The sequence below is a fragment of the Candidatus Igneacidithiobacillus taiwanensis genome (assembly GCF_031962545.1).
GTDB classification, from domain to species: domain Bacteria; phylum Pseudomonadota; class Gammaproteobacteria; order Acidithiobacillales; family Acidithiobacillaceae; genus Igneacidithiobacillus; species Igneacidithiobacillus taiwanensis.
Window position 1 is genome coordinate 19,956 of record NZ_JAVRKK010000007.1, and the last position, 19,995, is coordinate 39,950.

A 19,995-nucleotide genomic window follows, 5' to 3' on the forward strand; every position below is an offset into this window, starting at 1 on the left:
GCGGTACCGACGATGAAGAGATCATAGGCCGAAGTAAAAAGCCCATGGAAGAGGCCCCAATGGCCTTGAGGTGGAAGGGGCTGAAGCGCGCGGTGTTGAGCGCCTCGGCAATATCACTGTCTTGCAGGGTCGTTGTGCGCACGGAGTACTCCTGGGTAGCGGCTATACACGTTGTAGGCCAAAACTTTACACCAGGATTGTGACATTTTGACGAAGCTTTTATGTCACTTTTATGACAGCTTTATGCACCTTCGGGGTAGCCGAGCTGGCGCCAGGCCTCAAAGACGGCGACGGCGCAACTGTTCGACAGGTTGAGACTGCGCTGCCCGGCGCGCATGGGCAGGCGGAGCAACTGGGCGGGCGAGAACTCGGCGAGAATGCTCTCGGGCAAGCCCCGGGTTTCGGGGCCAAAGACCAAGACGTCCCCAGGCTGAAAGCGTGTGGCAGCAAAACTGCCCGGTTGCCCCTTGGTGCTGAAGGCAAAAAAGCGGCGCCCGGCCAGACTGGCCCGGCAATCGGTCCAGGAAGGGTGGCGGACAACCGTGGCAAATTCGTGATAATCCAGCCCGGCCCGCCGCAAGCGTCGATCGTCCCAGGCAAAGCCCAAGGGTTCGACAAGGTGCAGGCCGGCCCCGGTGTTGGCACAGAGGCGAATGACATTGCCCGTATTCGGGGGAATCTCGGGTTGATAGAGCACAATCTCCAGCCAAGCATGTGGATTCATAGGGCGCGCGTCAAAATCCACAAATCCACCCGCGCTACCCCGTGCTGGCGTAGCAGTTGGGCGAGGGTTTCGGCGGTGCTGCCAGTGGTCATCACATCGTCAACAAGAGCGACGTGGGCGGGCAGGCGACTGCGCACGGCAAAGGCCGACTGCAGGTTGATCCGCCGCTGATCACGGCTACCGCCCACTTGATGCGGGGTATTGCGCACCCGACGCAATACATCGCGCACCGGCACCCCATAGCTCCGCCCCCAGTGGTGGGCGAGGAGTGCCGCTTGGTTGTAGCCGCGTTCGCGCAAACGGGCGGGGTGCGCGGGTATCGGCAGCAGGGCCTCCGGGCGCGGCGGCGGTGTTTCCCATGCGTCGATCCAGGCCTTGGCCAAGGGGCGGGTCCAGTCGAGTCCGTCGTGAAATTTCCAGGTACGGATAGCTTCTGCCAAGGGCGAAGTGTAGACAAAGGGGCAGAAGGTATAGTCGTAGCTGGGGGCCTCGACGCTACATACGGGACAGTCACCGGCGTCGTTCACCGGTAGGGCACACCAGCTGCAACGATCGGCAGGAAGGCGCGGCAACTCCCGCAGGCAATCCGCGCAGAGTGCCGCCCCCGGTGCCGCGCAAATTCGGCAGGACTCCGGTAGCAACCAAGGCAGCAGCTTCTGCTGACCCCATCGTGCGCACGCCGCTCCCCAAGTCTCCAACCCCACACGCAGCCTTTCCTCTGCCCTCATTGGTCGTCATTGTTGTCGCTTGCGGCGCCGTTGACAAGGCAGAGTCCCTCCCCTATACCGTGCCGATGCAAGCCACAAGAGAAGACGAATGGGCGCAGGCCCTGGCAGAGCGCAGCGAGGCCGGCTTGTTGCGGCAGACAGAAGTCTTGCAGGCCGAGCCGGGTTTGCGTCCCCTCTACCGCGATGCCTCGGGGAACCTGCTCCTATCCTTTGCCAGCAATGACTATTTAGGCCTGGCGCGACATCCGGCCCTGCGGCGGGCGGCACAGGACAGCTTCGCGGCACCAGAACTGGGCGCTGGCGCAGCCCCGCTCCTCGGTGGCGAACGCCCGCAACACGCCGAGCTCGCCGCCGCCCTGGCCGCTTGGCTGGGGGTGGAAGCCGTGCTCCTTTTCGGCTCCGGCTACCTCGCCAATCTAGGGGTTCTCGGCGCCCTCGTCGCCGCCCAGGACCAAATCTTCCTCGATCGTCTCGCCCACGCCTCCCTCATCGATGGCGCGCGGCTCAGCGGCGCACGGCTGCAGCGCTTCCGCCACAACGATCTCGCCCATCTCGAAAATCTACTGCGCCGTCCCCGTTCGGGACGAGCCTGGATCGTCACTGAGGGAGTGTTCAGCATGGATGGGGATCTCGCTCCCCTGCCGGATCTACTCGAACTGGCGCAGCGCTACGACGCCGGTTTGCTTCTCGACGAAGCGCATGCCTTTGGTGTCTTGGGCGAGGAGGGGCGGGGTAGCTGCGAACATTGGCAGTGCGCCGCCAACGGCTTGACCCTGCGCATCGGCACCCTCGGTAAGGCCTTTGGCACCTACGGCGCCTTCGTTGCCGGTTCTACTACCCTCATCTGCTACCTGCAGCAGGCGGCGCGCAGCTATCTCTTCCATACCGCCCTGCCAGCGGCGCTGGCGGCCGCGACCTTGGCCGCTTTGCCTTTGCTGCGCCGGGGGAAAGATCGGCGTCAACACCTGCAGTTGCTGGTGCAGCGACTGCAGGCTGGGCTCGCCGGGCGTTCCTACCTGCCCAGTAGCACGCCCATTCAGGGGTTGCTGTTGGGGAGCAATGAAGCGGCTCTGGCGGCGGCTGCGAGCCTGCGCCGCGCCGGTATATACTGCCCAGCGGTACGGCCGCCAACGGTGCCCAAAGGACAGGCGCGCCTGCGCATCAGTCTCAGCGCCGCCCATAGCGCCGAAGACATCGATCGGCTTGTGCATGCCCTGGAGCGCCCGTGCGCTTAGCTCGCGCCAAACCGCCCCTGGTCTTGCTCCACGGCTGGGGCATGGATCGGCAAGTCTTTACCCCTTGGTTGCCCGCCCTGGAGGAGGATTTTCTTGTCGACTTTTGGGATCTGCCGGGGCACGGCAAGCGCCCCTGCCCGGGCTGGGATTGGGAGATGGAGCTATCTGCTCTGCACGACTTTTTGGCAAAACTAGCGGCGCCGCCAATACTCCTGGGATGGTCCTTGGGCGGTCTGCTGGCCCTCGCTCTGGCTCTGCGTCCGCAGCCGCCCATTGCCGGTCTGACACTGGTGGCCAGCAGCCCCTGCTTTGCCCAGCGTCGGGATTGGTCGGCGGGTATCCCGACCGCGCAACTGCAAGCCTTTGCCCGCGAGTTGGCGACCGACGCCGCGGCGGTGCGGCGGCGTTTTCTCGCCCTGCAGGTCTTGGGGGATGCCGAGGCACGCCGGCAACTGCCGCGAGTGGAGGACTGGCCCTTGCCCGATCCCGTCTGTCTGCAAGCGGGATTGGGCTTTTTAGAGCAGCAGGATCTGCGTAGCTCCTTGCGCCCCTTGCTCTTTCCCGTCCTCCTTCTTGCGGGCGATTACGACCGCATCGTACCGCCCGCGGCCAGTGGGTATCTCCATGGCGCCTTGCCCGGTAGCGTGCTACGGCGCCTTCCCACCGGCCACGCTCCCTTTCTCTCTCAGCCTGCCGCTTGTGCCGCTGCCCTGCGCGAGGTCTTCTGGCAATGAATCTGCAAAAACGCTTGGTGCAGCGCCATTTTTCCCGAGCAGCGGCCAACTACGAGGCCCTGGCCACCCTGCAAGACCAAGTCGGTCAGGAAATGTTGGCGCGCTTACCGCTGCTGAAGATCGACCCGCAGTACCTGCTCGACCTAGGGGCTGGCACCGGGCTGCAGAGTCGTCGGCTCAACCGCTATTTCCCGCGCGCTCGGGTCATTGCCCTCGATCTCGCCCTGCCGATGCTGCAGGAGGCGCGACGGCGCAAATCCTGGCGTCAGCGCCAGTGGTTTCTGCAAGGCGATGCCGAGGCCCTGCCTGTGCGCGGCGCCATGTTGCAGATGATCTTCAGTAATTTATTGCTGCAGTGGCTGCCCGATCCGCTACCCGCCCTGCGGGAAATGCGCCGAGTCCTGCAGCCCGAGGGTTTGCTTTTGTGCAGCTCCTTGGGCCCGGACAGCCTGCGCGAACTACGTCAAGCATTTGCCGAAGTCGACGGCGAAGCGCATGTGCACGATTTTCTCGACATGCACCTCCTCGGCGATGCCCTGGTGCAAGCGGGCTTTGCCGATCCGGTCCTGGATGTTGAACACTACGAGCTGCAGTACGATGACCTCGATGCCCTGCTGCGCGACCTGCGCGGCATTGGTGCCGCTAGCGCGCATGCCCGTCCGGGGCTCTTTACCCCGCGCAAATTGCAGCGGCTGCGCGCCGCCTACGAGGCCTTCCGTACCCCAACGGGTAAGCTGCCCCTGCACTACGAGGTCGTTCACGCCCATGCCTGGGCGGCGGCACTGCGCAGCGATGGCGAGCTGCAACCCTTGCATTTTCTACCGCGGCAGTCGCGTCCATGAGTCAGGGATTTTTTATTACCGGCACCGATACCGAGGTCGGCAAGACTTGGGTTACGGCGGCGCTGGCACGCTACCTCGCGGCCCGGGGGCAACGGGTGGCGGCCCTCAAGCCCTTTGCCTCGGGACAAGAAGCCGACGGCAGTTGGGCGGATATCGAAGCCTTGCGCGCGGCGAGCCAGCCCCCCCTGACCCTTGCCGACTGCAATCTCTACCGTTTTGCGCCACCGATTGCACCGCATTGGGCGGCGCGCGAGGCCGGACAGGTGCTCGATCGCCAGCATCTCAACGCCTTCGTGCGTGGGCGCCAAGTCGATTTCACCCTTGTTGAGGGCGCTGGTGGTATCTTGGTACCCCTGGGGGACGACTGGGACACCCTCGACTGGGCCGAGGAACTCGGTTTTCCGCTCATCCTGGTCGTGGGTCTGCGGCTTGGGGCCATCAACCATGCGCGGCTGAGCGAGGCAGTGATCCTTCAGCGCGGCGTACCCTATGCCGGGTGGATTGCCAATCACTGCCAGCCGCAGGTAGCCAGCGGCACGCAAGAGAGTCTGCAGCGCTGGATGCGCGGCCCCTGCTTGGGAGAAATCGCCCACGGCAGCCGTGAATTCTCTACCATCTCCCTTCCGTAGCATACAGATACCGGCTACACTCAACGCACAGGCAAGGCCCAGAAATAGGGCTGTCGCGCCGCAAAAAGCAAGATGGGAGCGTGCAATGGCGTGGGTCAGGGCTTGGGTTTTGCTGGTAGTCAGTAATCTACTGCTGAGTGCAGTGGCTGTCGTCTGCCTCTACATCGTTACGGTTGTGCTCTCTCTGTGTTGCGCGATGACGGCAGAGCGTTTTCCTTGGTGGACATTGGCCGCGGTCTTTTTCCTTGTAGGCGTGTCGGTTTCTCTGCTTTCCTGGCTCCTCGTGCCGCGGATTGTGCGACGGATGCTTTTTTTGCAACCTCTTGCGAGTAGCGGACGTGCTGCTTTGGCGGGGCAGATCGTTGCAGAATTGTCCTTGCGTCTGGGATTGCCTGCGCCTCGGATCTATCAGTTCCCCTCTCCCGTACCGAATGCCCTTGTCCTCGGCACCAGTCGCCACAGCGCTTTTTTCCTACTTTCCAGCACGTTGCTAGAGCGGACCTCCGACGCCGAATTGCGCGCCATTCTCGCCCATGAGATGGGGCATATTTACTCGGGTGACATGGTGGGCATGCAACTCCTTCAGAGCGTCATTATTCTCATCGCCCTGCTGTCGATGCGACAACCCCGAAGCAGCGCGGAGCGTAAGCGCGCAGAGCCCTTGCGCGTCCTGTTGCGGGCATTGTTTTTTTTCCTCTCCCTACCGCCTCTATCGGGATTTTTGCGGCGACGGGAAATTGCTGCCGATCGTTTTGCCGCAGAGCAGGTTGGTGGTGCCGGGATGATTTCCGCGCTCCGTAATTACGCGATCACCCCCTGCAATGTTAGCGATCCCTTGGCCAGTATTTCTCCCTTCAGCGTCAAGCAAGATGTCTTTTTTGGGAGAGCAAGCCTCGAGGAACGCATCGCCGCATTGCAGAAAGAGCGAATTTGACCGGCAAAGGCATAGCAGCAATACGGCAAGAGTAGATTCTTGCTATACTCTCGCTCCTTTCTCCAGCGAAATGGTCATGACCTACGCCGCGGCCAATCTATTCCATAGCTTCTCTCCCTGGGCAATTACCGGTGCCTTTGGCCTGTTGGGCACCGCCTGGGCGATTTCGGCTTGGCAACGTTTGGGGGTGGGTGGCGAACTGTGGTGGTCGGCCTTGCGTGCTACGGTTCAGCTCGCCCTCATGGGCCTAGTGCTGGGATGGCTCTTCCGACAACAGTCTCCCCCGTTACTCATCCTGTTTCTAGCGTTGATGATTTTTGTGGCGGGCTTTTTCAACCGCAAACGCGGAGCAGGCATTCCCCATGCCTATTGGATCGGCACCGCCAGCATTTTTCTGGCCGCGAGTTTGACCCTGGCGTGGATGCTCGCCTCCGGGCTCGTCACTTGGCAGGGCCAGTCCCTAGTACCCATCGGGGGCATGATCATTGGCAATGCCATGAATGCGGTCTCCCTGGCCTTGAATCGACTGCGCAGTGAGATCGATCAGCGCGAAGATCTCCTGCTCGCCATGCTCGCCCTGGGGGCCAATGAACGCCAGTCGATGCGACAGCTCTATGGCATCGTCGTGCGCAGCTCGTTGATTCCCACTCTCGATAGCCTCAAGAGTGTAGGCATGATCCACATCCCGGGCATCACCGCCGGCATGATCCTGGCGGGAATGGCGCCCCTCGCCGCTGTTTCCATGCAACTCATCGTCATGCTGATGCTCACCGCGGCGGTAAGCATCAGCGTGACCAGTGCCGTGGTGCTTGCGGGGCCACGAGCGCTGCGTTTTAGCACGCGGCAGGAGGCAGTATGACGAAAATTGCCGAGCGGGTGCGCGGGTTTCTGCCGGTGGTCGTTGATGTCGAGACGGCCGGTTTCGACTGTCAGCAGCATGCCCTGCTCGAAATTGCCGCGGTGGTGGTCGCCGGCGAGAGTGGCGCGCTGCAGCCCGTACAAACCCTGCACTATCATTTGCAGCCCTTTGCCAATGCTATCCTCGACCCTCGCGCTCTGGCCTTCAACGGCATCGACCCACACCACCCTCTGCGCGGCGCCATCTCCGAAGGTGAGGCCCTGCGCGACCTCTTTCGTACCCTGCGGCGCCAGGTGCGGGAGCAGGGCTGTCGTCGCGCCGTGTTGGTCGGACACAATGCCAATTTTGATCTTTCCTTTCTTCTTGCCGCGGCAGAACGAGAAAATCTCAAAAACAATCCTTTTCATCCCTTCAGTACCCTCGACACCGTCAGCTTGTCGGCCCTTTTCTTGGGCGAAACCGTGCTTGCCAAAGCGGTGCGCAAGGCAGGATTGGATTGGGATGGAAAACAGGCGCACTCGGCCTTATATGATGCCGAGAAAACTGCGCAACTGTTTTGCTGGATACTCAACCGATTCGATCAAAGTGAGCTGTCTCCCTTCCGTCCCATGCAGGCGGGGAATGTCCCCGCGGATTCCGACAGGAGTGTTTCATGAGTTACCGATTGCGCATTGAACCTAGCGGCCATGAAATGGACATTGCGGCCAACGAGACCATTCTCGAGGCCGCTTTACGGCATGGCTATACCCTACCCTATAGTTGTCGCAGTGGAACCTGTGCCACCTGTAAAGGAAAAATTCTCTCTGGTTCGGTGGATTACGGTGAAGTCGACGCTAAAATGCTAACCGATGCCGAAATGGAAGCCGGGTATGCCCTCTTCTGCCAGGCGACGCCCCTCACCGACCTGAGCATCGAGGCAAAAGAAGTGGGGGCAGCAGCGGGGATTCAAATCAAAACCCTGCCTTCGCGTGTAGCGCGAATTGTCGATTTGGCACCCGAGGTGCGGGCACTGTTTCTGCAAATACCCAGCAGTCAGGAGTTTCATTTCTTGCCAGGGCAGTACATCGATATCCTCCTCAAGGATGGCAGTCGTCGCGGTTTTTCTCTCGCCAATATTCCCAACTCGGAGGGACTGTTGGAACTGCATATCAAGCACGTACCTGGGGGTCAGTTCACCGGTCACGTCTTTTCTGGCATGAAAGAAAAAGACATTCTCCGCTTTGAAGGCCCCTTGGGTACTTTCTTCATTCGCGAAGAGTTTCCCGAAAGGCCGCTGCTCATGGCAGCTACTGGTACTGGCTTTGCGCCGATCAAGGGCATGCTGCAGCAACTCTTTACCAAAGGAGAGCAGCGCGAGATCCATCTGTACTGGGGGGTACGCTACGCGCCAGAATTTTATTATCAAGAACTGTTACAGGAATGGCAGAGTGCGTATCCCAACTTTCACTTTACGCCGATAGTTTCGCGCCCCGATGCCGCGTGGACGGGCAGAAGCGGTTATATAACCGAGGCGATTCTTGCTGATTTCCCGACACCAAAAGATTTCGCCGCCTATCTTTGTGGGCATCCAGATATGGTGTCTGACTTATCGCAACGTCTGCAGCAGGCCGGTCTCGATTCCAACTATATATTTTCTGATGCCTTTGTATTTGCGAAGGCAAAAAATCCCTGACATAATCGCGCGTATTGGTGTCGATGAATAAACACCAACATGGCTATGTGACAAGGGAGCTCAGCAAATGGAAAATACGGTTCGGAAAAGGCACCGCCGAACGGCGGAGGAGCGTTTGGCGGATCTCGAAGCCAAACGGCAACAGATGGAAGCGCGGTTACGAGAGCAAATGGCCAAGCTCGAAGAGCAAAAGCGCCGTTTGCAGGAAAATCCCAAGCTCAAGCGCGAACGTGACGCCCAGCGACGCATGTTGGTCGATCGTATTTCGCGCTTGGCGAGCGGTTGGGAGGCAACACAGATACTCGCCGCGGTTGCCGAGGTCTACGAAAAAGTAGATGGCAATGAGGCCAAGATGCAGGAACTGCATAAGCGCGGTGAGGCATTGATGCAGGAGCTCAAGCCGCGACGCGGTCGTCGTCCACGCAACAGTATCTGATGCATGCACAAGGGGGCGTTTCCGCCCCCTTATTTTCTCCGCCAGCGCGCCAGCGTCGTAATACGATGCGCCATGTAAGCGCGGATGTACCAGGGCTGGTTTCTCTTTCGTAACAGATTGCGCACGCGCTGCTGCATTTGTGCCATCTCGAGTTGTGGCTCTTTGAATTGGCCGTTGGCATAACAAAAGCTGCAGTACTTCTTGCTCCGACTGCCGTCGGTTTCGCTGCCGCCGCCCTCCGGGTCAAAACAAAGTGGCATGCCGCAGCTCTGGCAACGTTGTTTTTCCAGTTCCCACTGCCGTTGTAGTTTCTTCACGAAGTCCCTCATAGATCGTTGGGCGCCTCAAGTTCGAGAGCTTCCAGATATAGATGTGCCATACCCAATAGAAATACTACGTTGGGTAGGAGGAAGGTAAGAATGCCAGCCAGAAACCAAGCTAAACGCTGGCCACTATGGGTCCAGTGCACGATCGGGGATACTGCAGCTTGCCACTGCGCAGCCACATCCATGCTGGGCAACCACTGCAAAAGTAGTGCCTCGCCACCGCCATTGCTGAACAGTGCCGATCCCAGAAATGGGGCTGCCACCGCCAGCGTCAGCGCGTAGCCGCCGTATAGCACCACAATCACGATCAGGGCAACGGCGCCGCTGAGTACCCCCAATAACAACATCATCAATAACACTGCCCCCGGGCGGTTACTGGCGATGGTGATGGTGTGGCGCAGGGCCTTGCCAACCCCCTCGCCGTGCCAAAGCGCGGGGCCGGAGAGGTTGAAAACGATGAGAGCGAGGATCAACAATACCGCATTGAACAGTACACTCAGGGGAAAGAGGGGAACAACGAGGTAAGCGCCAAAAGCTGGAAGTTGCGTCAAGCCAAAGGCCAGGACCTCGACCACCCCAATACCCAAGAGGAGCAAAGCCTCCATCAGGACCAGCAGTAATAGCCGTGGCCAAGTGCGTGCTGCAAAGAACAGGCTGCGCCAAATGCCGAGATTGCGCTCGCCGCGGGCATGGAAAATGAGCATGCGTCCTGCGGCGAGATAGCCAATGAGCAGGGCCAGCCCAAAAAAGAGAGCACCGAGTAATTCACCGGCGGGTCCAGGATTCCAGTCGGTTAGGGCCTCCCAGAAAATCGCCCCAATTACCAAGCTACCGCCGTAAACGATATTGGGACGCCAGAGGGTAACTCCGCGTGAAGCCTGCAGGAGCAGGCCAAAAGACAAATCGCCGTGACTATTATTGGGTTGCGGGAACATAAATCTTCCTTGGCTGCGCAGCCGCAAGCATAGCAAAGGCCGTCCGCAGACGCATTACGATACGACTGTCTGTTTAGCTGATGATCACAAAATATATTCCATAGAGCGCGCCATTGAGGACAAAATGTACCGGCCGCAAGGGGTGACTCCGCAAGGCCAAGATCAGGGTATAGGCCCCGGCGGTGAGGGTGAGCAGGGCACCGACCAATACCGGCGCCGTTGGTGTCCAGGGCGTGAGGGATACGCCAATGGCGGGGAGCAGAGAGCCCTGGAAAACGAGGGCACCCGTGATGTTGCCAAAGGCGAGGGTATCTTTTTTGCGCCGAATCCAGAGAATGCTATTGATTTTTTCCGGCAATTCGGTGGCGATCGGCACGATCAGCAGCGACAGCAGCAGGGCGGAAATGCCGAAGAGCTTGGACAAGTGCTCTACTCCGTGCACGAAAAGTTCGGCCCCGTAGATGATGCCCGCGAGCCCGAGACCGAGTTGCAGCAGGATGACCAGCAACCAATCGGGCAAACCCAGGCGAGTTAGGTACAAAGCGGCTTCGGCCTCGGTTTGATGTCCGTCGGCGACCAGCGCTGCGGACGCGCGTAGGGTCAGTAGCAAGTAAAAGAAGTAGAACAGCACGAGCACGATGGCGATGGCGCCACGTATGGCGCTGCCGTGATGGGGGATGAAGAGCGCCACCGTGGCGAGGAAGAAGGCGGCCAGAAACCACGAGAGATCGCGCCGCAGGCCGCTGCGTTCCGGGGTCAGGGTGCCCAGCCAACCCCGCTGTTTGGCTGCAAAGAGCGACATTAGGAAAAGGGTGAGGGTGGAGAGCATCATCGGCGCGCCGAGAATGGCGCCAACACCCACCTCTTCACCAACTTGCGGGCTAGCGAGACTGCTCGAGGCAAAGACCGCCACCAGTGGCACCATGGTTTCCGGCAGAGCGGTTCCGACAGCGGCAAAGATGGAACCGGTTACGCCCTCCGAAAGACCCAGACGATCGCCCAAGTGCTCCAAAGAGTTGGTGAAGAGCTCTGCAGCCAAGAGAATCAATACCAAGGCAAGGAGAAGCTGGACGATATCCATGGATCGGTTTCCGCAGTAAGTAAACGCCTTAGGATAGCCGCAGGATGCGGGGGCGCCTAGACCTTGCGAGACCCGCATTTTTGCGCCAAGGTTGGACGCTTCAACCAGGGGAAGTGTCATGCAGGAACTCTGTCAGTTTTTTGATCGCCGCATCTATCATGTAGAAGGTGGGGAAGAGACCCCGGCGGTCTACTATATTGCCGACGAAGATGCTGGCGGCATCCTGGTCAACGCACCGCTGCACTGCGAAGAGACCTGGCAGCAACTGGCATCCCTCGCGCCGCCAACGGTCCTCTTTCTTCCCAGTCGCTTTGGCGCCCAAGACCTCGTCTCCTGGCGGGAGCGTGGTTTGCGCCTGGTGGCCCAGCCGGCGGAAGGCAAGGCCCTGGGTGTGGAGCTGGACGTTGCCCTCGACAGCAAGCTGCGCCTCACCCGCACCATCGATTTTCTCCCCATGTCCGGGCGCACGGCAGGTTCCTGTGCCCTGCGGCTGCGCAATAAGCCCGGCGCTATTTTCTTTGGGCCCATCCTCGAACCCGCCGCCCCGGATGCCTGGCCTACGCTGCTTCCCCATCCCGACGACCAATCTTGGGAAAATCGCCTGTTTGGCAGCCTGGGTTTGCAGGACGTGAGTTTTGCCTATGCCTTTTGCGATCGCTTTTTCCCGGGTCGCACGCCGATTGGGCCGGGGGCGGATGCGGGCATCGCCGCCGCCCTACACGAGCTTTGGGCCGATGACTGAATCATGCATGTACGCATGAATTGGCGTATAGTGCGCACTCGCTTGCCGAGGGAGTAGGGAGATGGGACAGGAAACTGCACAGCGTTTCAGTGATTTTTCGCTTGCCGAGCCGATCCTGCGTGCGGTGCAGGAGATTGGCTACGAGCAGCCCTCCCCGATCCAGGCCCAGAGCATCCCGCCGCTGCTCGCCGGGCAAGACGTCATCGGCTTGGCGCAGACCGGCACCGGTAAGACCGCGGCTTTCGCCTTGCCGTTGCTCAGCCGGGTGGATTGCGCGCGGCGTTTCCCGCAGATTCTCGTCCTTACGCCCACGCGCGAGCTTGCCATTCAGGTGGCAGAGGCCATGCAGAGCTATGCCAAATATCTGCCCGGATTTCATGTGTTGCCCATCTATGGCGGCCAATCCATGGGGCTGCAGCTCAAGCAGCTGGCGCGCGGCACCCAGGTGATAGTGGGAACCCCGGGGCGAATCCAAGACCACTTGCGCCGCCGTACCTTGCAGCTGGACCAATTACAGGCTGTCGTTCTCGACGAGGCAGACGAAATGCTGCGTATGGGCTTCATCGACGCCGTCGAAGACATCCTGCATCACACCCCGGAGCAGCGCCAAGTCGCGCTCTTTTCGGCGACCATGCCGGCCGCCATTCACCGCATTGCCCGCACCTACTTGCGCGATCCCGTCGAGATCAAGATCAAAAGTGCCACGACGACGGTGTCGGCCATTCGCCAGCGCTACTGGCAGGTGAGCGGCACCCACAAACTCGATGCCCTGACCCGGATCCTCGAGGTGGAAGACAGCAACGCCTGGATCATTTTTGTGCGTACCAAGACGGCCACGGTTGAGCTTGCCGAGCGCCTAGAAGCGCGAGGCTACGCCTGCGGAGCCTTGAACGGCGACATGAGCCAAGCGCTACGCGAACAGACCGTCGAGCGCCTCAAGTCTGGCGCCCTCGACATCGTCATTGCCACTGATGTCGCCGCGCGCGGCCTCGACGTCGAGCGGATCACGCATGTCATCAACTACGATATCCCCAACGATACCGAGGCCTATGTGCATCGTATTGGGCGCACGGGTCGTGCGGGCCGTAAAGGCGAGGCCATTCTTTTTGTCGCACCGCGGGAGCGCTATCTGCTCAAGGCCATCGAACGGGCCACCGGGCAGAGCATCGAGCCCATGCATTTGCCAAGTCTCGCCGATGTCGCCGACCGCCGTGTTGCCCAATTCAAAGAGCAGCTGCAGGAGGTGATCGGTAGTCAGGATTTGAGCCCCTTTGAGGCCTTGATTGCCGAGTATCAAGAAGAAAACGATGTGGGTTTGGGAGAGATCGCTGCGGCCTTGGCGTTTTTGGTCCAGAAAGACAAACCCTTGTTGCCAGAGCCGGAAACCCGCCCCAGCGCCGTCCTGGATTCGGCTACCGCCGAAAAACGGCCACGTCGGGAGCGACACGGCGACGCTGAGGAACGTCCACGCCGGCCACGCGCGAGTGAACCGTCTTCGAGTGACGGCGCCCCGGCAATGCGGGCGTATCGCTTGGACGTGGGCGAGGAGCATGGCGCCCAGGTAAAGAACATCGTGGGCGCGATTGCCAACGAGTCGGGCTTGCCCAGCCGCTTGATTCGCAAAGTACAGGTCGCTAGCGACCATAGTACCGTTGAGCTTCCTGCCGACCTGCATGGCTCGATACTGGAGCACCTCAAAAAGACTTGGGTCTGCGGGCGTCCCTTGCAGATCCGTCCGTTGACGGGAGAGGATGCTGGCGCGGCCAGCAAGCCGCCGCGCGCGGGAATAAAGCGGAAATCTCCGGCGATTGCTGCTGGAGAAGAGCGGCGGTCGCCGCGTCCGACAACGCGTAAACGCGAACGGCGGACATAAAAATACCGGCTCAGAAACCCGGGCCGGCAAGTGTTTTCCCCGCAAGGGGGAGGGTGGCAAGTGCCACCCTGCATGGACGAATTACGCCCGACGGACCTTCTCGGCCTGTAGACCCTTGGGACCACGCGTCACTTCGAAGTTGACGCGCTCGCCTTCGGCAAGAGTCTTGAATCCAGAACCTTCGATGGCGGAGTGATGCACGAATACATCTTCCTTGCCATCTTCCGGCGTAATGAAACCAAACCCCTTGCTGTCGTTAAACCACTTTACCGTACCAACCGCCATGTTACACCCCAAATAAAAAATTGCCGAACTGGCATTTTCGAGTATAGGCCTTTTGGCCATGAATGCAAATCTGCATTTGCTTGCTGAATCTGCGCATGCCCCACCAAGCCACGGGCCGATGCTTGCGATTCAAAAATTTTGCGGATCGACGTCAATACCCCAACGTACCCGGCGCGCCGCGGGGAGGGAGGCAATCTGCTCGCGGGCACTGGCCAGGGCGCGATGCAGCTGGACGCGGCTGTCGCTTTCCAGCCAGAGATAAGCACGGTAGAAGCCAGCGCGACGCTCGAGCAGCGCCGGCAGGGGGCCGGTGCAAGTCAGATCCCGCAGATGCTGGCGCGCGGCTTGCAAAAAGGCCTGCACCCGTTCCATCTGCTGCGCCTCGGCTTGGAGCAGGGCGATGGCTTTGAAGGGGGGCAGACCGGCGGCTTGTCGCTCCTGCAGCAGGCGTTCCGCCGCTTTGCCGTAGTCGCCACTCTGCAACTCTTGCAGTAGCGGATGCTCGGGCAGATAGCTTTGCAGCAGTACCCGGCCCGGGGCATCACCGCGGCCGGCGCGGCCGGCTACCTGAATGACGGTTTGCGCCAGGCGCTCGCTGGCGCGAAAGTCGGCACTGTAGAGGCCTTGGTCCACATCGACGATGCCCACCAGGGTGACATCAGGAAAATGATGTCCCTTGCTGAGCATCTGCGTGCCCAACAGAATTGCCGGGCGCGTGTTTTGGATGGCGCGCAGGCGCTCGGCAAGTTGACGGGAGCTGTGTACTTCGTCGCGGTCGACGCGGAGCAGGGGGATGTCGGGAAAGCGCTCGCGCAGCAGCTGCTCTAGTCCTTCGGTGCCCACCCCAATGCCATGGATCTCCGTCGCTCCGCACTGGCGGCAGTGCTCCGGCACGTTACTTTCCCAGCCGCAGTGATGACAGCGTAGACGCCCCAGGCGGCGATGCCAGGTGAGCGCGGCGCTGCAGCGCCGACAGTGGGGGATGTGGCCACACTCTCGGCAGAGCAGGGCCGGCGCATAGCCACGGCGATTGAGAAAGAAAAGAACCTGCTGTCCGGCCGCCAGCTGGGTAGCGGCGGCCTGTAAGAGGTCGGGGTCGAGGCCGGTAAGCAGGCGCTTGCGCCGCAGGGGCAGGATTTCGATGCGCGGCGGTGTGTGAGCCGTGGCGCGCTGGCGCAGGCGTAGATCGGTAAAACGCCCGGTGGCGCGATTGTGCAAGCTTTCCAATGCCGGAGTTGCGGAGCCGAGGACGATGGGGACCCTCTCCAGCTGCGCGCGGCGCAGAGCCAGATCCCGGGCGGAATAGAGCCAGCCGCTCTGCTGTTTGTAGGAGGGATCGTGTTCCTCGTCGATGACCAACAGCCCCGGACTTGCCAAGGGTACGAAGAGTGCCGAACGCGTACCCAGGAGGATGGAGATTTCGCCTTCGCGCGCCTGGGTCCAGACTCGCAGTCTTTCGCCGTCGCCTTGTCCGGAGTGGTAGATCGCTACCCGCTGGGCGCCAAAGCGTGCCGCGCAACGGCGCCGGGTCTGCTCGACCAGGCCGATTTCGGGCACGAGAAAAAGCACTTGGCGTCCATTGGCGATGTGCTCTTCCATCGCTTGCAAGTAGACCTCGGTCTTGCCGCTACCGGTTACCCCATCCAGTAGAAATGCCTGGAATCCCCGTGCTTGGCGCAAGGCCGCGACGGCCGCGGCCTGTTCGCCTTCGAGCTGCGGTCCAGGGTGGAGCAGGCTCGTTACTTTCGTCGCTGGCTCGACCCAGCCGGCGGCCTGAAATTGGCGCAGACGCTGGCGGTCGGCGCTGTCGAGGCTGCTGCTCTCGATGACCCCGGCGCACAGCCGTTGCGCCAAGGCACGCTGACGGGGGCCGAGACCCTGGGTGGGTAAGGCGACATCGGCGCGCCAGCGCCACGCCTGGGGCTCCAGGAGGGGTACCGGGTGTCCCTGACAGAGCCGGGTGGGCAGGGCTGCTGCCCAAACGGCCCCCAAGGGATAGTGGTAATAGTCACTGCCAAATTGCAGAAGTTGGATGAGGCTCGCCGGCAGCAAAGGTGCGCTATCGAGGATGGCAGTAACATTTTTGACCGCAACATCCTGAGGGCAAGGGGCGGCGGCGACGACAATGGCGACGCGCTCACCGCGTCCAAAAGGGACGCGGACCCGGCAGCCCGGGAGGGGCAGGGGGAGCGCGCAGCGATAGCTAAAACGCTGCGGCAGCGGGGTGAAGACCACGACTTCGAGGCAGGATTCTTCACTGGCCATGAGTTGCCCACAAATTCTGTGGATAAGTCTGTGAGTGGATTGGGTTGAACTGCGAAAAGGTTCTGAGTGGACAGCGTTTTTTCTCCATGCCTAAAAAGCAGGCATTTTTAACTCGTTGTTTTATATTTATTTTTTGCAATCCCATCCTAAGCCGTTGATTCCCGTCGTCTGCCGGTCGAGCCCGGCAAGACTGTGTATAAGTGATTACCCATTCTTGCTTCAGGCATGCCCCAAACTGGCGACCAATCCCCAGAAAATCCAGAGTCCTACCCAGTTGTTATGCAGAAAGGCGCGGAAGGCGCGATCGCGGTCGCCATCGAGCAGGCTCTGCTGGTACAGGAAGAGGCCAGCGGCGCCAAGCAGGCTGAACCAGTACGGCCAGGAAAGCCGCAGGGTATGACCGATGGCGGCAAGGATGAGGAGCATGACGATTTCGAGCAGCAAAATGGCCAGCCAGTCGAAACGCCCAAAGAGGATGGCGGTAGAGCGGATGCCGGCACGCAGGTCATCCGGGCGGTCGGCCATGGCATAGGCGGTGTCGTAGGCGATCACCCAGCAGGCATTGGCGAGCATCAGGTACCAGGCGAGGGCGGGCACGCGATCCTGCACTGCCGCAAAAGCCATCGGTATACCAAAGGAAAAGGCCAGCCCGAGGAAGGCCTGGGGCAGATGGGTAAAGCGCTTGAAAAGCGGGTAGGCGGCGCTGATGGCAACGGCAATCAGGGCAAGATAAAAGACCAGGCGATTGAAAAACGGCAATAGGGCAGCGGCCAGCAGGCAGAGGATGACGAAGAGAACGAGGGCCTCGCGCGGGGAGATTTTGCCGCTGGCGAGGGGGCGATGGCGGGTACGGGCAACTTGCCGATCGAAATCGCGATCGAAGTAGTCGTTGATAACGCAGCCTGCCGAGCGCATCAGCCAGGTGCCCAGGGTAAAGAGAAGAAACAAGGTCAAGGGCGGAGTGCCGCCAGCGGCAATCCATAGACCCCAGTAAGTTGGCCAGAGCAGTAGTAGGGTGCCGATGGGACGGTCGATGCGCATCAGGCCGGCATAGGCCTGCAGGCGTTGGCGCCAGCTCAGCTTCATCGTCCGCGCCCGCGCCAGTGGGGAAGATCGGGCAGAAGGTGCTCCTCGACCCAAACGCGGCAGGGGCCGCGTCGCAATACCGAGGAGCGGCGCCAGCGTCGGCTTTCGCCAAAGACCGGGTGAACCTGAATTTGGATTGGGCTACGGCGTAGGCGACGATGGCGAAAGAGCGTATTGCCGATGGGACGTCCACCATGACGGGTCAGGGGCAAGAGCCCCTGGCCGATGGCGCGCAGGGGGAAACTCGAGCGCGCCCAGATGGCGGGACGTTGGGCATCCGGTCCGTGCAACTGAACCTCTCGCCAATAGACCCAAGCGCCGCGTCGCAGTCCCAGGGCCTTGCTTTCCTCTAGTCGAGCGCGCCCGCGCCCGCAGGCAATGACTCGGGCGCGCGGCCACTCTGCTGCACCATAGGCGCGGCGCAGGGCGCTGGTAAAGGAAGCCGGCAGACGCAACCAGGGCCAAAGCGCAGCAGGGGCATGGGGGTGTCGGCGTGGTCGCATGGGGAGAAATGATCCGGCCTTTTGCCGGGGGGGTCAATCCGAGAACAGAAAACGATCGACCCGGGCGGGGGGCAGATTGCGCCAGACGAAGCTGGCGCGGTTATGGCCGAACCGCGGACTCAGACCGCGGCAGGAGCTCAGGGGATGGTAGGTGAATTGAATGAGTGCCGTGCCCGGTTGGGCGCATTTGGGGAGTTCGGCAAGGATGCGTTCCACCACCTGCGGCGGGATGCTGCGCAAGGGTAGACTGGAAACGATGGCGCGGGCAGGCAAGCGGTCGGCAACCAAAGTCGCTAGTTCGGCAGCATCGCCGTGGATCACCTCTACCCCCGGAAATTGTGCGCGCAGGTGCTGGACCATATTGAGGGAACGTTCGACCAAGACAAGATCGGTCTTGGCGATACCGCCTTCGAGGAGAGCGCGGGTTACCGGGCCGAGGCCGGGCCCGAGCTCGATCACCGTGCCATCGCCGGTGGGTACCAGCCCTGCCATGCGGCGGGCGAGGAAAGGAGAACTGGGGAAGAGGGCACCAATGCCGCGGGGGTCGCGAAGAAACTCGCGGCTGAACTGCCAAAAACCGGTACGCCGTTGCATTTCTGTCATGAACCATCCTCGATTGGGGGGAGCGCTTGCCCGCGTCGCTGCTTCTGGGATATCTTCCAAACTAAAGAGTAGCAGGTAGAAGGAAAAAACGGCAGGATTGTTATACTACTGCTAACAGGACTATTTCGCGGCCCATATCTACTGGAGTTGCCACCATGCCCGACAGTGTTGCCAGTTCTCCGCGTTTCGTTAGCAATCTCACCAAAAACAGTCTGGCCTTGGTGCTGGCCGGTGGCCGCGGCAGTCGCCTTGGTCCCCTCACCGATTGGCGGGCCAAACCTGCGGTTCCATTTGGTGGCAAGTTTCGCATCATCGACTTCTGCCTCTCGAATTGCATCAATTCTGGTATTCGTCGGGTGGGGGTGCTGACCCAGTACAAAGCCCACAGCCTCATTCGGCACCTGCAGCTCGGCTGGGGCTTTCTGCGCGGCGAATTCAGCGAATTCATCGAACTCCTCCCCGCCCAGCAGCGTATGAATACCGGCTGGTACAAAGGGACCGCCGATGCCATCTTTCAAAATATCGATATTTTGCGTGCCCATCGCCCGCGCTATGTACTCGTTTTGGCTGGCGACCATATCTACCGTATGGACTATGGGCAGATGCTTGCCGAACACGTGCAAAGCCAAGCCGATATGAGCGTTGCCTGTATCGAGGTTCCCATTGCCGAGGCGCGCGCCTTTGGGGTAATGACCGTCAACCATGAAGATCGGATCATCGGTTTTACGGAGAAGCCGGCCGATCCCAGTCCTTTGCCGGGACATCCAGACAAGGCACTGGCGAGCATGGGCATCTATGTCTTCAACACCGATTTTCTCTACGAACAACTCATTCGCGATGCCGACGATCCTCAGTCCAGTCATGATTTTGGCAATGATCTGATCCCTTACATGGTGTCGCGCTATCGGATCATGGCGCATCGCTTCCGGCACAGTTGCGTAACCAGCGGTATGAGTGGTTCCGACAGTCACCGCTGCTATTGGCGCGATGTCGGCACCATCGATGCCTATTGGGCGGCGAACATCGACCTCGTGCACGTTACCCCCGATCTCGACGTCTACGACAGTCGCTGGCCCATCTGGACCTATCAGGAGCAGTTGCCGCCGGCCAAATTTGTTTTTGATGACGACGGTCGGCGCGGTATGGCCCTCGACAGTATCGTCTCCGGAGGCTGCATCATCAGCGGGGCAACGGTGCGTCGCTCCCTGTTGTTCTCCAATGTTCGCGTCAATGACGGCAATACCCTGATCGAGGACTCGGTGATCCTACCCAACGTGCGCCTGGGTGAGGGTACTCGTCTGCGTAAGGTGGTGGTGGACAAGGGCGCGATCATTCCCGCGGGCTTGGTGGTGGGCGAAGATCCGGAAGAGGACGCGCGGCGTTTCTACCGCACCCCCAACGGCGTCACCCTGATCACGCCGGAGTCTTTGGGTCAGCAACTGCACTTCGTGCGCTGATGTCATGACACCCGCTCGTTCCCTGCACGTGGTCTTGTGTTGGCAC

At 60.8% G+C, this 19,995-nt stretch carries 22 protein-coding genes; 12 read left to right on the plus strand and 10 right to left on the minus strand.

Going from position 1 to position 19,995, the window contains the following annotated elements:
- Positions 1-241: 241 nt before the first annotated feature.
- Complete coding sequence (trmL, locus tag RTI30_RS02130; RefSeq protein WP_312261926.1) at positions 242-724, minus strand: tRNA (uridine(34)/cytosine(34)/5-carboxymethylaminomethyluridine(34)-2'-O)-methyltransferase TrmL; 483 nt, start codon at positions 722-724, stop codon at positions 242-244.
- Positions 721-1,428: a ComF family protein gene (locus tag RTI30_RS02135; RefSeq protein WP_312261924.1), complete on the minus strand. Its 708-nt coding sequence runs from the start codon at positions 1,426-1,428 to the stop codon at positions 721-723. The genes trmL and RTI30_RS02135 overlap by 4 nt, the downstream gene beginning before the upstream one ends.
- An 89-nt stretch (positions 1,429-1,517) precedes the next feature.
- Here RTI30_RS02135 and RTI30_RS02140 point away from each other — a divergent pair, with 89 nt between their 5' ends.
- The 9 genes from RTI30_RS02140 (at position 1,518) to RTI30_RS02180 (ending at position 8,793) form a co-directional block, all read left to right on the plus strand.
- Entirely contained in the window at positions 1,518-2,687 is a 1,170-nt protein-coding gene (locus tag RTI30_RS02140; protein ID WP_312261922.1) for an 8-amino-7-oxononanoate synthase, read from the plus strand.
- Positions 2,678-3,421 carry an alpha/beta fold hydrolase gene (locus RTI30_RS02145; protein WP_312261920.1) on the plus strand — a complete coding sequence of 248 codons (744 nt, stop codon included), beginning with the start codon at positions 2,678-2,680 and terminating at the stop codon, positions 3,419-3,421. The genes RTI30_RS02140 and RTI30_RS02145 overlap by 10 nt, the downstream gene beginning before the upstream one ends.
- Positions 3,418-4,263 carry a malonyl-ACP O-methyltransferase BioC gene (gene bioC / locus RTI30_RS02150; RefSeq protein WP_312261919.1) on the plus strand — a complete coding sequence of 282 codons (846 nt, stop codon included), beginning with the start codon at positions 3,418-3,420 and terminating at the stop codon, positions 4,261-4,263. The genes RTI30_RS02145 and bioC overlap by 4 nt, the downstream gene beginning before the upstream one ends.
- Positions 4,260-4,892 carry a dethiobiotin synthase gene (bioD, locus tag RTI30_RS02155; RefSeq protein WP_312261918.1) on the plus strand — a complete coding sequence of 211 codons (633 nt, stop codon included), beginning with the start codon at positions 4,260-4,262 and terminating at the stop codon, positions 4,890-4,892. Before bioC ends, bioD begins: the two co-directional genes overlap by 4 nt.
- Positions 4,893-4,977: 85 nt before the next feature.
- Positions 4,978-5,826: a M48 family metalloprotease gene (locus RTI30_RS02160; protein WP_312261916.1), complete on the plus strand. Its 849-nt coding sequence runs from the start codon at positions 4,978-4,980 to the stop codon at positions 5,824-5,826.
- A 76-nt stretch (positions 5,827-5,902) separates the two neighbouring features.
- Complete coding sequence (locus tag RTI30_RS02165; RefSeq protein WP_312261914.1) at positions 5,903-6,685, plus strand: ABC transporter permease; 783 nt, start codon at positions 5,903-5,905, stop codon at positions 6,683-6,685.
- Complete coding sequence (gene rnt, locus RTI30_RS02170) at positions 6,682-7,341, plus strand: ribonuclease T (RefSeq protein WP_312261912.1); 660 nt, start codon at positions 6,682-6,684, stop codon at positions 7,339-7,341. The genes RTI30_RS02165 and rnt overlap by 4 nt, the downstream gene beginning before the upstream one ends.
- On the plus strand, positions 7,338-8,357 hold the full coding sequence (locus RTI30_RS02175; protein ID WP_312261911.1) for a CDP-6-deoxy-delta-3,4-glucoseen reductase: 1,020 nt from the start codon (positions 7,338-7,340) through the stop codon (positions 8,355-8,357). Before rnt ends, RTI30_RS02175 begins: the two co-directional genes overlap by 4 nt.
- 67 nt (positions 8,358-8,424) lie before the next feature.
- Positions 8,425-8,793 (plus strand): hypothetical protein, encoded by a 369-nt coding sequence (locus RTI30_RS02180; RefSeq protein ID WP_312261909.1) that lies wholly within the window; start codon positions 8,425-8,427, stop codon positions 8,791-8,793.
- A 29-nt stretch (positions 8,794-8,822) separates the two neighbouring features.
- On the opposite strand, the gene RTI30_RS02185 is transcribed toward RTI30_RS02180, so the two are convergent.
- The 3 genes from RTI30_RS02185 to RTI30_RS02195 form a co-directional block, all read right to left on the minus strand.
- Positions 8,823-9,110, minus strand: a complete 288-nt coding sequence (locus RTI30_RS02185) for a zinc ribbon domain-containing protein (protein WP_312261907.1) — start codon at positions 9,108-9,110, stop codon at positions 8,823-8,825.
- Positions 9,111-9,118: 8 nt separating this feature from the next.
- Positions 9,119-10,054 carry a hypothetical protein gene (locus RTI30_RS02190; protein WP_312261905.1) on the minus strand — a complete coding sequence of 312 codons (936 nt, stop codon included), beginning with the start codon at positions 10,052-10,054 and terminating at the stop codon, positions 9,119-9,121.
- Between the two features lie 73 nt (positions 10,055-10,127).
- Positions 10,128-11,135 carry a sodium:calcium antiporter gene (locus tag RTI30_RS02195; RefSeq protein WP_312261903.1) on the minus strand — a complete coding sequence of 336 codons (1,008 nt, stop codon included), beginning with the start codon at positions 11,133-11,135 and terminating at the stop codon, positions 10,128-10,130.
- A gap of 118 nt (positions 11,136-11,253) precedes the next feature.
- Between RTI30_RS02195 and RTI30_RS02200 the strand changes: the two genes are divergently transcribed.
- Positions 11,254-11,877: a hypothetical protein gene (locus RTI30_RS02200; protein ID WP_312261901.1), complete on the plus strand. Its 624-nt coding sequence runs from the start codon at positions 11,254-11,256 to the stop codon at positions 11,875-11,877.
- 61 nt (positions 11,878-11,938) lie between these two features.
- Positions 11,939-13,750 carry a DEAD/DEAH box helicase gene (locus tag RTI30_RS02205; protein ID WP_312261899.1) on the plus strand — a complete coding sequence of 604 codons (1,812 nt, stop codon included), beginning with the start codon at positions 11,939-11,941 and terminating at the stop codon, positions 13,748-13,750.
- 81 nt (positions 13,751-13,831) lie between these two features.
- Here RTI30_RS02205 and RTI30_RS02210 read toward each other — a convergent pair whose 3' ends face one another.
- The 5 genes from RTI30_RS02210 to RTI30_RS02230 form a co-directional block, all read right to left on the minus strand.
- On the minus strand, positions 13,832-14,035 hold the full coding sequence (locus tag RTI30_RS02210; RefSeq protein WP_163098445.1) for a cold-shock protein: 204 nt from the start codon (positions 14,033-14,035) through the stop codon (positions 13,832-13,834).
- Positions 14,036-14,164: 129 nt separating this feature from the next.
- Positions 14,165-16,300 carry a primosomal protein N' gene (locus RTI30_RS02215; protein WP_312261894.1) on the minus strand — a complete coding sequence of 712 codons (2,136 nt, stop codon included), beginning with the start codon at positions 16,298-16,300 and terminating at the stop codon, positions 14,165-14,167.
- A 219-nt stretch (positions 16,301-16,519) separates the two neighbouring features.
- Entirely contained in the window at positions 16,520-17,386 is an 867-nt protein-coding gene (ubiA, locus tag RTI30_RS02220; protein WP_312261892.1) for a 4-hydroxybenzoate octaprenyltransferase, read from the minus strand.
- Complete coding sequence (locus RTI30_RS02225; RefSeq protein ID WP_312261890.1) at positions 17,383-17,889, minus strand: chorismate lyase; 507 nt, start codon at positions 17,887-17,889, stop codon at positions 17,383-17,385. Before RTI30_RS02225 ends, ubiA begins: the two co-directional genes overlap by 4 nt.
- Positions 17,890-17,922: 33 nt before the next feature.
- A complete protein-coding gene (locus RTI30_RS02230; RefSeq protein WP_312261888.1) occupies positions 17,923-18,492 on the minus strand; it encodes a methyltransferase domain-containing protein in 570 nt (189 codons plus the stop codon).
- A gap of 155 nt (positions 18,493-18,647) precedes the next feature.
- On the opposite strand from RTI30_RS02230, the gene glgC reads away from it, so the two are divergent.
- Positions 18,648-19,949, plus strand: a complete 1,302-nt coding sequence (glgC, locus tag RTI30_RS02235) for a glucose-1-phosphate adenylyltransferase (protein WP_312261886.1) — start codon at positions 18,648-18,650, stop codon at positions 19,947-19,949.
- Positions 19,950-19,995 lie beyond the last annotated feature (46 nt).

Coding starts and splice junctions, on each gene's coding strand:
- RTI30_RS02205 (WP_312261899.1), top strand. CDS start 11,939: ATGGGACAGGAAACTGCACAGCGTTTCAGTGATTTTTCGCTTGCCGAG.
- RTI30_RS02225 (WP_312261890.1), bottom strand. CDS start 17,889: ATGCGACCACGCCGACACCCCCATGCCCCTGCTGCGCTTTGGCCCTGG.
- RTI30_RS02200 (WP_312261901.1), top strand. CDS start 11,254: ATGCAGGAACTCTGTCAGTTTTTTGATCGCCGCATCTATCATGTAGAA.
- RTI30_RS02175 (WP_312261911.1), top strand. CDS start 7,338: ATGAGTTACCGATTGCGCATTGAACCTAGCGGCCATGAAATGGACATT.
- RTI30_RS02190 (WP_312261905.1), bottom strand. CDS start 10,054: ATGTTCCCGCAACCCAATAATAGTCACGGCGATTTGTCTTTTGGCCTG.
- RTI30_RS02140 (WP_312261922.1), top strand. CDS start 1,518: ATGCAAGCCACAAGAGAAGACGAATGGGCGCAGGCCCTGGCAGAGCGC.
- RTI30_RS02215 (WP_312261894.1), bottom strand. CDS start 16,300: ATGGCCAGTGAAGAATCCTGCCTCGAAGTCGTGGTCTTCACCCCGCTG.
- ubiA (WP_312261892.1), bottom strand. CDS start 17,386: ATGAAGCTGAGCTGGCGCCAACGCCTGCAGGCCTATGCCGGCCTGATG.
- RTI30_RS02160 (WP_312261916.1), top strand. CDS start 4,978: ATGGCGTGGGTCAGGGCTTGGGTTTTGCTGGTAGTCAGTAATCTACTG.
- RTI30_RS02230 (WP_312261888.1), bottom strand. CDS start 18,492: ATGACAGAAATGCAACGGCGTACCGGTTTTTGGCAGTTCAGCCGCGAG.
- RTI30_RS02180 (WP_312261909.1), top strand. CDS start 8,425: ATGGAAAATACGGTTCGGAAAAGGCACCGCCGAACGGCGGAGGAGCGT.
- glgC (WP_312261886.1), top strand. CDS start 18,648: ATGCCCGACAGTGTTGCCAGTTCTCCGCGTTTCGTTAGCAATCTCACC.
- RTI30_RS02210 (WP_163098445.1), bottom strand. CDS start 14,035: ATGGCGGTTGGTACGGTAAAGTGGTTTAACGACAGCAAGGGGTTTGGT.
- trmL (WP_312261926.1), bottom strand. CDS start 724: ATGAATCCACATGCTTGGCTGGAGATTGTGCTCTATCAACCCGAGATT.
- RTI30_RS02165 (WP_312261914.1), top strand. CDS start 5,903: ATGACCTACGCCGCGGCCAATCTATTCCATAGCTTCTCTCCCTGGGCA.
- bioC (WP_312261919.1), top strand. CDS start 3,418: ATGAATCTGCAAAAACGCTTGGTGCAGCGCCATTTTTCCCGAGCAGCG.
- rnt (WP_312261912.1), top strand. CDS start 6,682: ATGACGAAAATTGCCGAGCGGGTGCGCGGGTTTCTGCCGGTGGTCGTT.
- RTI30_RS02195 (WP_312261903.1), bottom strand. CDS start 11,135: ATGGATATCGTCCAGCTTCTCCTTGCCTTGGTATTGATTCTCTTGGCT.
- bioD (WP_312261918.1), top strand. CDS start 4,260: ATGAGTCAGGGATTTTTTATTACCGGCACCGATACCGAGGTCGGCAAG.